Raw genomic sequence first — 12,324 nt, 5'->3', positions numbered from 1 at the left:
AACTAATCGTTTGAATTCCTTATCATTAAATCGTGTTAAATTTTCATATCTCATCTGATCAGTATAAAACATTTCTTACTTTCGCAAGAGATCTACTTTTCAAAATCACAGAACAAGCCCTTAGATGAGAAAATCTTAACTGAAACTAAGATATTAGAGCAGGGAGTATTGCAAACTAATATTTTAAAAAGAATATCCGCTACGCAATGGACTTATGAGCGTACACCCGAACTCAAGCAAAATTTAAGTTTTGAATTGGTAAAATTAGATGGAGAAAATATATTTGATCGGGTATTGCCAGGATATCGAGAAAATATTGATTTAACTTCTGATTTAGATACTCGACTTGATCAAGATTTAATTAAGTTTTATCAGCGTTATAAAGATTCAAAATTTCCTAGCGATAGTTATTGTTATCGTTTAAAAGAGACTCAATGGAATCAACCTTATATTGAAACAAAGTTGGAGTTTGATTCGTTCTCATCATTTAATGAACAGAAACAGCAAATTCTCTCTCGATACAACAACCTGAATGAAGATAAAAAATATTTTAAGCTTTTAGATACTCAGTGGCATGGTTATAACTTAATTTCATTAGAAAATTTAGAAACAGCTGAAACACAAAGTAAATTGGGAAATAGTGATAACCAAAGTACAAATAGCCAATCCAAATTTATTTCAAATACATTGTGGAATGCAGATAAAAATTTGGCTTATGAGAAAAGTCATCTTTACTCAGGTGGTGATACTCAAATAGATTCATGGTTAGTGCAAAATCAGCATTTAAATATCGCCAAATTAGATAAAGGTTGTTTTGCATTTAATACACAGGCAATCAAGGCGATTCAGAAATTGAACATGATTAATTGGAAACAAGGTGATAGTTCAGACATTGGGCAGTTTTTTGGGCGGAGAACTTGGTCCTATACGATAGATAAATAATTTCAATCTATTGAATCTATTGGTTAATTTTATAGAAATAATTTAATATATTTGTAATCAACCAGTAAAGATTTATTCAAATTCTCAGGTGCATCACATAAATCTTCGTGCTACACTACGCTGAATCGGGCATTCACCCGATTTTTTTATGTGGTTGCTTTTTGTGTGGATGCCTCCACATTGAACAGATTTTAGGTTTGGAACATGACCATTTCAGAGACATGGTTGCTCCCTGATGGGGTAGCAGATGTATTGCCCGAACAAGCGCAAGTCGTTGAAACTTTGCGACGGGAAGCTTTAGATTTCCTCGCTGTTCGAGGTTATCAATTGGTATATACACCGTTTATTGAATACATCGAATCGTTATCTTCACTTTCAGAATCAAATCAAGATTTAGACTTGGTCACATTTAAAGTGATTGATCAACTTTCTGGTCGTTTGCTTGGTGTACGAGCAGACATGACACCACAAGTTGCTCGTATTGATGCGCATGTTCGTCCGATCGAAGGTATTGCTCGTTATTGCTATGCAGGTACAGTCCTGCATACAAAACCGCAAAACTTTAATGCAACGCGTGCGCCACTACAGTTGGGTGCAGAGCTATATGGCCATGACAGCATCGAAGCTGATGTTGAAATGATTGATGTCATGCTTGGTTTGTTAAAGCAAACGGATAGCTTACAAGGTGTTCACCTCGATTTAGGGCATGTTGGTTTATTCAGAAGTTTAGTCAAATGTGCTGGTCTCAATAAAAATACAGAAGATCAGCTTTCTGATTTATATCAGCGTAAAGCATTGCCAGAGTTGGAAGAATTTACCCAAGATTTAGCAATGGGTGCTGACTTTTATGCTTTAGGTCGTTATGCAAGTGATTTGAATGCATTACAAACACATTTGAGCCAAGATATTTTAAGTGATGTTGATTTTAAGAATGCGTTTGAAGCATTGAAAACAACATTAGCTGAGATTCAATCGCGTTGGTCAAATTTGAATATTGGTGTAGACGTCGTAGAGCTACGTAGTTACCACTATCATACAGGTTTGATGTATGCCATCTATGCACCGAATCGTGCTGCGCCACTTGCTCAAGGTGGACGTTATGATGGTATTGGCGAGCATTTTGGTCGTGCGCGTCCAGCGACAGGATTTAGTTGTGATTTATATGCTTTAGGCGCAACACAGTTTGTAGAAATTGAAACTATTGTTGCTCCTAAAGGCAATCATCAAGATTTATTAAATGCAATTGCAGATGCACGTACTCAAGGTTTACGCGTGGTGCAGTTGTTAGGTCATGATGATTTAAGCTCGGTGCCGTATGCAACCCATCAAATGGTATTGCAAAACGGACAATGGGTGATTGAAAAGATTTAATCGCTAAGTTTAAAAACTTAGTTTCCAATTTTAACAGCATGATGTAATGAGGCTATTATGGGCAAAAATGTTGTGGTACTTGGTACCCAATGGGGCGACGAAGGTAAAGGTAAGATCGTCGACCTGCTCACAGATCAAGCGGCTGCGGTCGTACGCTATCAAGGTGGACATAACGCAGGTCATACGCTTGTGGTCGGTGGTAAGAAGACTGTATTACACCTCATTCCATCGGGTATTTTGCGTGAAAACGTATTGTGCTTAATCGGGAATGGTGTTGTTCTTTCTCCTGAAGCATTAATCAAAGAAATGGCAATTTTAGAAGCGGAAGGCGTACCTGTTAAAGAACGTCTACGTATTTCACCAAACTGCCCATTAATTTTGCCAAACCATATTGCACTTGACCAAGCACGTGAGAAAAAACGTGGTAATGCCAAAATTGGTACAACAGGTCGCGGTATTGGTCCAGCGTATGAAGATAAAGTTGCGCGTCGTGCTGTACGTGTAGCAGATTTAATTCGTGGTGGTGCATTACTTGAAGAAAAACTTCAGGAAATGTTAGAGCTTCATAACTTCCAACTTTCTCAATTCTACGGTGTTGATGAAGTTAAGTTTGAAGACGTACTGGCGCTTTGTAATGAATGGCGTGAAGTGCTTGCTCCATTAGTGATTGATGTAACTAAAGTGTTACATGATTACCGTAAAGAAGGTAAGTCAATCATGTTTGAGGGTGCGCAAGGTTCATTACTAGACATCGATCATGGTACTTACCCATTTGTAACAAGTTCAAATACCACTGCTGGTGGCGTGAGCTCTGGTTCAGGTATGGGACCATTACATTTAGATTATGTATTGGGTATTACTAAAGCATATACAACACGTGTTGGAGCAGGTCCATTCCCAACTGAGTTACATTACGATGCTGCTACAGATACGGGTGATGCGATTGGTCGTCATTTAGGTACTGTGGGTCACGAATTTGGTGCGTCTACAGGTCGCCAACGTCGTTGTGGTTGGTTCGATGCTGAAATCTTACGTCGTTCAGTTGAAGTGAACTCATTATCAGGTATTTGCTTGACTAAACTTGATGTATTAGATGGTTTAGAAGAAATCAAAATCTGTGTGGGTTATGAAGATGTTGATTCAGGTTGTGCAGGTTCTTCTGATGCAATTTCATTTGAAAGCTTAAAACCAATCTATGAATCAATGCCAGGTTGGAGCGAATCAACTGTTGGTTTAACTCAAATTGATCAACTTCCTGCAAACGCATTGGCTTATGTGAAACGTCTTGAGCAGTTAATTGAGTGCCCAATTGACATCGTTTCAACAGGCCCAGACCGTGCAGAAACAATCGTGTTACGTCATCCATTTTCAGCATAAGCTGATTTAGATGATTGAAAGCTCCCTGATGGGAGCTTTTTTATTTTATAGATTTAGATATTTAAAATACCTAGCAAAAAATCAGCTTTCTATTCCAATCTTTATTATTTCACAGCTTAAAAAATCCTCGTTATATTAGCTTTACGTTCAAATAAAGAGGGTTTAACGATGACGAAAAAAAGAATTCGCTACAATGGATATGAATTAGCATGCCAATGTTGATTCAATTCAAAGTGATGAAAAAGGTACAAACCAATTTTGATCGGGCGGGGAGCGAAATTGGTTTAAACATGTTTAAGATAATAAGAACAAACCCTAAACTTAAATATAAAAGTGATAAAAAATTTAAGAGAACTGAAAATGTTCTCTTTTTTATTGGGCATTTTCTTCAACTTCTCTCACTGCATTATAAACAGCAGCGGGTTCAATATTGAGGAGTTTCTTACCAAAACTTCTTAACCACCAAACCAGTTGAGACGTAAAAGGAACTGTAGCTGATACTTCAACGATATTTTCTTCTAAAGGTGTAATCGTTTGGTCTTTACTTAACTGACTTTCATAAAAACTTTTTGCTGTATTTTCTGTCATCGTCAATTTGAGTTGAATCTGTTCAGTCGGTTTGTTGTAATCCACACGGAAACCAAGCGCACCAGATTCAATATAGTTATCAATGTCAAAATTAACAGGATGTAAAGCACGGCTATCGAGTACAGTTGCTGCTTTAAAGCGGTGCAAAGCAAATGTTTGTACTTCAGTTTTATCATTACGAGTACAGATCAAATAAATTACTGCACCTTTTTGAACCAAGGCCAAAGGATTCAAAATATAAGTTTTATCTTCACCTTGATGGGTTCTTGCTCGATAAATACATTCAATTTGTTTGTCTTGTAATAATCCTTCATAAATTGCTTGTTGGGCTTGCTTATCAACCATAGGTGGAATTAAGGGTTGCGTTGCAGGAACGATACGAACTCGGTTAATCCATTGTCTAACATTGTTTTGGGTGGATAAACTGCGTTTTGCGAGATCAAACCACGGCGTCATTTCTTCAAGTAAACTCGGCGGGAGTAAGTGTCGTAAATGCTCCTCAACCATCATAAAGGTGACGGCTTGAGAACTGGTCATATGTGGCAAGCTTTGAATCGGCGCATCTGAACGCCAGCGCCAACCTTGCGGTACAGTTTTATTGCTTTCAATTGGAAAGCGCAGTGCGATTTGATTTAAATCCCTTTGAATGGTTCGTAGGCTGATTTCAATCCCTTCACGCTGCAAAGTCTCTTGTAATTCGCGTGTTCCCATCCATTTACCAGTAGAAAGGCGCGATAAAATTTGCCATTGGCGATAAAGGCTATTGGAAGTTTCTTTTTCTTGTACGGATGACATAAGCGTAATACGTAATTCAATGGTCTAGAGCAAACACAATAAAAAAACTAACACTATTTAGCAAGTACATCATCTTGAGATTACGTATTTACGACTGAAACAAGCATCAATTTATTGAATGATCTTAGTTCTGATGAAAAAGTAATCGTTTTATATAAGTGGCATTGAAATTGCTTATTTGAAATATAAATAAATGATGAGACGAGGTTCCTATGTCAGAACAAGAACACAGCCTACATGTCAGTGCGGATTATTATACTCAAGAGCAAACGGCAGCAGTATCAGTCCATTCGTCTACATTTATTCCACAGCTCAACGTCAATCCAAATTTATTTGAGCAGCTTAAATCTGAATTTTTTAATGAAATGTTAGATGATAAAAGTTTTAATGCAGAAGCCTCGAAAAAAATTGAACAATGGTTGAGCCTTCGTAGTCTCGATGAGTTACGGTCATTAGGTGTTCAAGCCAAGCAACATTTCCTTTATCAAGGAATTACGTTCAATGTTTATGGCGATCAAGAGGGTGCTGAGCGAACGATCCCATATGATCTTATTCCTCGTGTTATTGAAAAGAAACAATGGGAAAAAATTGCGGCGGGCTGTGCGCAACGTGTGAAAGCACTGAATTTATTTTTAGATGATATTTATCATGGGCAAAATATTTTAAAAGAGGGACTTATTCCTGCACAGCAGGTGATTGCACATGAAGCATTTCAACCACATATGTTAAAGCACCATCTTAAAGGGAAAGTTTATTCACAAATTAGCGGCATTGACATTATTCGAGATGGTCAAGGTGATTTCTTTGTACTTGAAGACAATTTAAGAACACCGTCAGGCGTCTCTTATATGATAGAGAGTCGTAAGATCAGCCAAAAACTAATGCCAGATTTATGTACAAGCAATAATTTGCAAGGCATTGAACAATATCCAACTTTATTAAGAGCAATTTTAGAAGAGAATGCTTATGTGGATAAGCCACTTATTGTGGTATTAACACCGGGTCGTTTTAACAGTGCTTATTATGAACATTCATTTTTAGCACGTGAAATGGATGTGCCATTGGTCACGAGTCGAGATTTATTTGTTGAGAATGATCGAGTCTTTGTCAAAACAATTCGTGGTCGTCAGCAAGTTGATGTGATTTATCGCCGTGTGGATGATGATTTCCTTGATCCGTTGACTTTTAGACCTGATAGTACATTAGGCGTCGCAGGGTTAATGTCGGCTTATTTGCAAAAAAATGTTGTGATTGCAAATGCACCGGGTACAGGTGTTGCTGACGATAAATCAATTTATCCTTATGTTGATCAGATGATCCAGTTCTATTTGGGTGAGAAGGCAATCTTAAATAATGTGCCGACATATCAATGTCGTGACCAAGAACAATTAGATTATGTCCTTCATAATTTAGAAAAATTAGTCGTTAAAGAAGCTCAAGGTTCGGGTGGTTATGGCATGTTGATTGGGCCGCAAGCAGATCAGCAACAAATTGAACTATTTAGACAAAAAATTATTGAAACACCACACTTATATATTGCACAACCCACTTTAGCGCTTTCGGTTGCACCAACATTAACGTCTGAAGGGGTTGCTGAGCGACATATTGATTTACGTCCATTCGTTTTGAGTTCTCCTTATCGTACTGAGATTGTGCCGGGTGGTTTGACTCGTGTGGCGATGCAAGCGGGTTCCTTGGTGGTTAATTCTTCTCAGGGTGGTGGGATTAAAGATACATGGGTCGTGGAAACATTACGTTCTTGAGTGTTTTCCTTAAACGTTTTAATCCAAAGTGCTTGGCTTAGTGTGGTGCTTTGGAGGATTTGATCATCTATAAGGGAGGACATTTATGGTTTTACTTAGTTCAAGCGCTCATCATATTTACTGGTTAGGTCGTTATTTATTCAGAATTGGTCATGTTGCGAGTTATTTACCATTTTGTGATGATGAGCAAGCAGCTCATTTTGCTCAAGCACTTTGCTTGCATATTGATGATGCTGAAAGTCTCAATCAGTTTATGTTGGATCAACAACAACCTTATTCTTTGTTAAGTCAGCTTGAGATTGCTCGAGATAATATTCAAGAATTACGCGGTTTATTGACCGCTCAGGCGTATGCTGAACTGAATTATATAATTAAAAATGCGGTATCTGACGGAGAGGCAATTCAGGGGATCATCGAAAAGTGCTGTGCTATTATAAAAGCAGAGCAAGACGATATTTTCTTATTTTTCCATGTTGGGCAATGTGTCGAGCAAATCGATACTTATTTTAGATTTCAGCATAATATCGACCATACCATAGATTCGATTGACCCAATTATTGGGCGGTTGTTTGAATTGGGGTGGCATGACTTGCAACCAAGTTGGGAAATCCTAAAAGATCAACCTTATTTAAATCAGTTTTATGCATTTACATATAAATTGGAAAACCAATTTGAGGCATTCTCATGAGACTCATGGTGAATCACCAAACGCACTATCGTTATACACAGGTAGCGCGAAACAGTGTGCAGTCAATTAAAATGATGCCACAGAGTTCTATGCATCAAAATATTGAAAATTGGCATATTAGTGTGCCAGGACAATATTCATGTCAGCGAGATGCATTTAATAATCTATGGATTACTGCAACGCAGCGACATGAATATCGTTATTTGACCATTATGGCGCAAGGTGTAATTGATTTATATGCAACAGAACTTGGTTATGTAGACATTGATGTTTCTCCCATGCTTTTTTTACAGCGTACAGCAATAACATCTTGTGATTTAACTATGTTTGACTTTGCGCAGGCGGTTGTAAAAGTAAAAGATCGCAAGCATTTAGTACTTTTATCTGAAAAAATTCTACAGCAGGTTCAGTATCAACCTGAGAGTACATCGGTTACAACTTCTGCAATTGATGCATTTTATGCTGAGCAAGGTGTTTGCCAAGATCATGCACATATATTAATTGCCATGTGTCGTGCGCTACAATTACCAGCTCGCTATGTCTCTGGCTATATCTATGATGAAAATCAGCCCCACCTTGCCAGTCATGCATGGGCAGAGGTATTTGTGGAAAATGAGTGGTATTGTTTTGATGTAAGTAATCAGATATTTACTCCGAAAAATCATATTTATGTTGCAGTTGGTCGTGATTATTTAGATGTTGCGCCAATTCGAGGTATTCGTGAACAAGGAGGAGTGGAAAGTATGATGTCTGTAGTTCAAGTTTTGGCTTGTTGAAGGTAAAGAGAAAAAGATGACCTATTGTTGTGCATTAAGATTAGAGCAAGGTTTGGTATTGATTAGTGATACTCGAACTAATGCAGGGGTCGATCATATTTCTGTATTTCGTAAACTGCATACCTTTGGGGTTGAAGGTGAGCGTTTTATTGCGCTACAAACAGCAGGTAATTTAGCAACGACACAAGCCGTGATTGGTCATCTACAAAATGCGTTGGCATTGCACCAAGAGCCAAATTTATATAGCGCAAATACCATGTTTGAAGTTGCCGAATTGGTTGGCAAAACGTTGCGTAAAGTGCTTGAAGATATTACGACAGATACGCAAGAACAAATGAATTATTCGTGCAGTATCTTGGTCGGTGGGCAGATCCAAGGTGAGGCGATGCAACTCTATAATGTTTATCCTCAAGGCAATTTTATTTGTGCAACCACCGATACGCCTTATTTTCAGATTGGTGAAAGTAAATATGGTAAACCAATTTTAGATCGTGCTTTGCACTATAGTATGCCTTTAGATGATGCATTACGTTGTACATTGATCTCTTTTGACTCGACATTGCGTTCCAATGTTTCAGTTGGGTTGCCTTTAGATGCATTGGTATATCATAAAGATAGTTTTAAAATTCCAGAAGGTAAGCGGATTAGAGAGGATGATCCGTATTTTACTCAGATTAGTAAACAATGGTCAGAAACCTTACGCCGTGGCTTACAGGAATTACCGAAACCTACCGCTGATTATGGGTTGTAATGATCTGATAAAAAATCCAAGCAATGGCTTGGATTTTTTATCTGTTTTAAATGACTTTTCTCATCGGTCGATTGCTTAATCGGCATAATAATTCATAACCGATTGTTCCATTTGCAGCAGCGACATCATCGACAAGTCGATGTTTACCCCACAGTTCAACTGGAGTTCCTACTTCAGCATTTATATGTGTTACATCAATCGCAATCATGTCCATGCTGACACGTCCAACGACAGCAACGAGCTGTTGATTAATCGTGACAAAATTGGGTTTTATATAGGCACGAGGATAACCATCACCATAACCAATTGAAACAATTGCAATATTCGATGCGCATGAAGCCGTATAGCTAGAGCCATAACCGACATATTCACCTTGCTGAATCTGATTAAGTGCAATGATTTCTGCACTCAAGGTCATCACGGGTTTCAAATCCAGTTCATGTACATTCCGATCTGCAAATGGGCTTGCCCCATAGAGCATGATCCCAGGACGTACAAAATCAAAATGTAATTCAGGATATTTATAGATCGCAGCAGAGTTACAGCATGATGCTAAGATAGGGTCACATGCTTGTTTGACGTGTAGAAATTGTTGTTTTTGTTGTTCATTCAGAGGGTGGTCGGCATCAGCGTTGGCAAAATGCATGGCGAGGACACAGCTAAAACCTTCTGCTTTTAAACGTTGAATGATATCAATAATTTCAGTCACTTTAAAGCCTAAACGATTCATGCCGCTATTGAGTTTGACCCAGACTTTTAAGCCTAAAGCGTTATAAGATTGTTTATGCTGAATCAACCATTCAACTTGTTGATTGTGATGAACAATACATTCAAGTTTGTGTTCAATCACTTGCTGCATTTCATCTTCTGAAAATACACCCTCAATCAAGGTGATTGGCTGAGTATATCCCAGTTGCCTGATCTCCAAAGCTTCTTCTAAACAGGCGACACCAAAGGCATCTGTTGCATCCAAGGCGGCTAAACAGTCCTTAACTCCGTGTCCATAGGCATTGGCTTTGACCATACTGACAATTTTTGAATGTGGAGCAAGTTGTTTAACACGATTTAAATTATATTGCAGTGCATCACTATCAATATAAACTGTTGCTTGGCGCACCCTAATGTCTCCTTTAGGATTTTGTAGAAAGTCCCTCTTTGAAAAAGAGGGATGAGAAGCGGTTATAGCTTTGTAAAGGATTATTCGTCATTGTCATATTGAGCATAGAACTCAGGTGAAAGGTTACTAAAGCGAGTGTATTGACCTTCAAAGGCAAGACGAACTGAACCAATTGGACCATTACGTTGTTTACCGATAATAATCTCAGCTGTGCCTGCTTCTTTAGACTCTTTGTTATAGACTTCATCACGATAAATAAACATGATTAAGTCGGCATCCTGTTCGATTGCACCTGATTCACGTAAGTCCGACATCACAGGGCGTTTATTTGGTCTGTTCTCCAAACTACGGTTAAGCTGAGACAGTGCAATTACAGGACATTGCATTTCTTTGGCTAAAGCTTTTAAGCTTCGCGAAATTTCAGAGATCTCACCTACACGGTTGTCGCCCATGCCAGGCACTTTCATCAACTGTAAGTAGTCGACCATAATACAGCCGATTTTGCCATCATGCATTTTGGCAATACGTCGCGCACGCGCACGAAGTTCGGTTGGCGGCAGGGCAGAGGAATCATCGATATAGAGGTGCATTTCTTGTAATTGAAGAATGGTTCCTGTGACTTTGGTCCATTCATCTGCATCGAGATTACCCGAACGTAAATGTCCTTGATGAACTTTACCCATTGCTGAGATCAAACGCATCGCAATCGAGTCTGCTGGCATCTCCATAGAGAATACAAGAGCAGGTAAGCGGTTATATTGCAGTACACTTTCAACTAAGTTCATCGCAAAGGTGGTTTTACCCATCGATGGACGAGCTGCAACAATAATTAAATCCCCAGCTTGCATACCTGAGGTTTTATTATCGAGTTCCAAAAAGCCTGTGGTTAAACCTGTGATATTGCCGTCTAGTTTAGAAAGTTCATCGAGTTTAGAAATTACATCGGCAGTGACAGAGCTAATCGATTTTGGCCCTGAGTCTTTTTTATTATTGTTGTGTTGTTCTGCAAGCGAAAAAATTTGGGTTTCAGCTAAATCTAGAATTTCACTGACAGGGCGACCCTTGGTATCATAAGCATTTTGTAAAATATCACTGCTCACTTTGATCATGCTACGCAGTGTCGAAAATTCTTTGATCTTATTGGCATATGTTTCAAGATTGTAAAAACTTGATGGTGAGTCTGCCATAAGTTGCATTAAATATTCTTCGCCACCAATTGCATCTAGCAAATTTTGTTTGAGCAACCAATCATTGACGAGTACGGCATCGTAGGGTGAGTTTTCTTGAGCGAGTTTCTCAACTGCACGATAAATATATTTATGGCGAGTTGCATAAAAATCATTTTCTTTGAGTAAATCACCGACTTGTTCAAATGATTCGGCAACCGTCATTAATGCCGCGAGTACAGCTTGCTCAATCGCAAGGTTATGTGGTGGGGTGCGAAACTCTTTTAACTGACCTGAGTCACTCACTTTACTCTCTGTGTTTGGAGAATTTTTCGTAAAATTGGCATTCGCCTGTGACATAACAAGACCTAATAAAAAGATGAAACTGTAACGACTGACTATCTTAATCCAAATGGATGCAGACAGGAGAATTTAATTGGAAGAAAATTGTTTAATTGGTGGAAAAGTAGAGTGTACTCAAAATATAAAATTTTAGGCATAAAAAAAGAGCATGTAAAAACATGCCCTTTTCTTTGCAAAAATTACTCAGATACGATCGTAACGAGAACTTCAGCAACAACATCATGGTGCAATTGGATTGCGATGTTGAATTCACCAGTGTGACGAAGCGCACCGTTTGGTAAACGAACTTCTGCACGGTCTACAACAAGACCAGCATTAGTTAAAGCATCAGCGATGTCACGAGTACCGATAGAACCGAAAAGTTTACCTTCGTCACCAGCTTTCGCAGTGATTACAATGTTAACTTCGTTCAATTGTTCAGCACGTGCATTTGCAGCAGCTAATACTTCAGCTTCTTGTCTTTCAAGTTCAGCACGACGTGCTTCAAAAGCAGAAGTATTTGCTTCAGTAGCAGCAACTGCTTTACCTTGAGGAATCAAGAAGTTACGACCGTAACCAGCTTTAACTGATACTTTGTCGCCTAATTTACCAAGATTCTTAATGCGTTGTAATAAGATAACGTCCACA

General features: G+C 38.6%; 10 protein-coding genes and 1 pseudogene. 7 read left to right on the top strand and 4 right to left on the bottom strand.

The annotated features are described in order from the left end of the window. Positions 1-66: 66 nt before the first annotated feature. The 3 genes and pseudogenes from MMP60_RS13115 to MMP60_RS13105 form a co-directional block, all read left to right on the top strand. A pseudogene (locus tag MMP60_RS13115) lies at positions 67-942 on the top strand (hypothetical protein); the annotation flags it as partial. A 204-nt stretch (positions 943-1,146) separates the two neighbouring features. Then, a complete protein-coding gene (locus tag MMP60_RS13110; RefSeq protein ID WP_241336784.1) occupies positions 1,147-2,313 on the top strand; it encodes an ATP phosphoribosyltransferase regulatory subunit in 1,167 nt (388 codons plus the stop codon). A 57-nt stretch (positions 2,314-2,370) separates the two neighbouring features. Continuing rightward, complete coding sequence (locus tag MMP60_RS13105; RefSeq protein ID WP_241336782.1) at positions 2,371-3,690, top strand: adenylosuccinate synthase; 1,320 nt, start codon at positions 2,371-2,373, stop codon at positions 3,688-3,690. Positions 3,691-4,062: 372 nt separating this feature from the next. On the opposite strand, the gene MMP60_RS13100 is transcribed toward MMP60_RS13105, so the two are convergent. After that, positions 4,063-5,073, bottom strand: a complete 1,011-nt coding sequence (locus MMP60_RS13100) for a WYL domain-containing protein (RefSeq protein WP_241336777.1) — start codon at positions 5,071-5,073, stop codon at positions 4,063-4,065. Positions 5,074-5,285: 212 nt separating this feature from the next. Here MMP60_RS13100 and MMP60_RS13095 point away from each other — a divergent pair, with 212 nt between their 5' ends. The 4 genes from MMP60_RS13095 (at position 5,286) to MMP60_RS13080 (ending at position 9,051) form a co-directional block, all read left to right on the top strand. Then, complete coding sequence (locus MMP60_RS13095; RefSeq protein WP_241336776.1) at positions 5,286-6,836, top strand: circularly permuted type 2 ATP-grasp protein; 1,551 nt, start codon at positions 5,286-5,288, stop codon at positions 6,834-6,836. 85 nt (positions 6,837-6,921) lie between these two features. Continuing rightward, the gene (locus MMP60_RS13090) at positions 6,922-7,524 is read left to right on the top strand and encodes an alpha-E domain-containing protein (RefSeq protein ID WP_241336774.1); all 603 of its coding nucleotides are present in this window, start codon (positions 6,922-6,924) and stop codon (positions 7,522-7,524) included. Next, positions 7,521-8,300 (top strand): transglutaminase family protein, encoded by a 780-nt coding sequence (locus MMP60_RS13085; RefSeq protein WP_241336773.1) that lies wholly within the window; start codon positions 7,521-7,523, stop codon positions 8,298-8,300. The genes MMP60_RS13090 and MMP60_RS13085 overlap by 4 nt, the downstream gene beginning before the upstream one ends. A 16-nt stretch (positions 8,301-8,316) precedes the next feature. Then, positions 8,317-9,051 (top strand): proteasome-type protease, encoded by a 735-nt coding sequence (locus MMP60_RS13080; protein WP_018678125.1) that lies wholly within the window; start codon positions 8,317-8,319, stop codon positions 9,049-9,051. 46 nt (positions 9,052-9,097) lie between these two features. On the opposite strand, the gene alr is transcribed toward MMP60_RS13080, so the two are convergent. The 3 genes from alr to rplI all read right to left on the bottom strand — a co-directional run bounded on the left by alr (position 9,098) and on the right by rplI (position 12,323). Continuing rightward, entirely contained in the window at positions 9,098-10,168 is a 1,071-nt protein-coding gene (gene alr, locus MMP60_RS13075; RefSeq protein ID WP_241336771.1) for an alanine racemase, read from the bottom strand. Positions 10,169-10,248: 80 nt separating this feature from the next. Further along, the gene (gene dnaB / locus MMP60_RS13070; RefSeq protein WP_241336769.1) at positions 10,249-11,694 is read right to left on the bottom strand and encodes a replicative DNA helicase; all 1,446 of its coding nucleotides are present in this window, start codon (positions 11,692-11,694) and stop codon (positions 10,249-10,251) included. A gap of 182 nt (positions 11,695-11,876) precedes the next feature. Continuing rightward, a complete protein-coding gene (gene rplI / locus MMP60_RS13065) occupies positions 11,877-12,323 on the bottom strand; it encodes a 50S ribosomal protein L9 (protein WP_004661365.1) in 447 nt (148 codons plus the stop codon). Between the last annotated feature and the right edge of the window lies 1 nt (position 12,324).

It is taken from the genome of Acinetobacter sp. ANC 4805 (genome assembly GCF_022549495.1).
Taxonomy (GTDB): domain Bacteria; phylum Pseudomonadota; class Gammaproteobacteria; order Pseudomonadales; family Moraxellaceae; genus Acinetobacter.
The sequence above is the reverse complement of the archived record's forward strand: the minus strand, read 5'-3'. Positions and strand labels throughout refer to the sequence as shown.

Excerpts from the sequence above, each read along its gene's own strand:
- MMP60_RS13095 (WP_241336776.1), top strand. The coding sequence starts at position 5,286 with ATGTCAGAACAAGAACACAGCCTACATGTCAGTGCGGATTATTATACT.
- MMP60_RS13100 (WP_241336777.1), bottom strand. The coding sequence starts at position 5,073 with ATGTCATCCGTACAAGAAAAAGAAACTTCCAATAGCCTTTATCGCCAA.
- MMP60_RS13105 (WP_241336782.1), top strand. The coding sequence starts at position 2,371 with ATGGGCAAAAATGTTGTGGTACTTGGTACCCAATGGGGCGACGAAGGT.
- MMP60_RS13080 (WP_018678125.1), top strand. The coding sequence starts at position 8,317 with ATGACCTATTGTTGTGCATTAAGATTAGAGCAAGGTTTGGTATTGATT.
- MMP60_RS13085 (WP_241336773.1), top strand. The coding sequence starts at position 7,521 with ATGAGACTCATGGTGAATCACCAAACGCACTATCGTTATACACAGGTA.
- MMP60_RS13090 (WP_241336774.1), top strand. The coding sequence starts at position 6,922 with ATGGTTTTACTTAGTTCAAGCGCTCATCATATTTACTGGTTAGGTCGT.
- MMP60_RS13110 (WP_241336784.1), top strand. The coding sequence starts at position 1,147 with ATGACCATTTCAGAGACATGGTTGCTCCCTGATGGGGTAGCAGATGTA.
- dnaB (WP_241336769.1), bottom strand. The coding sequence starts at position 11,694 with ATGTCACAGGCGAATGCCAATTTTACGAAAAATTCTCCAAACACAGAG.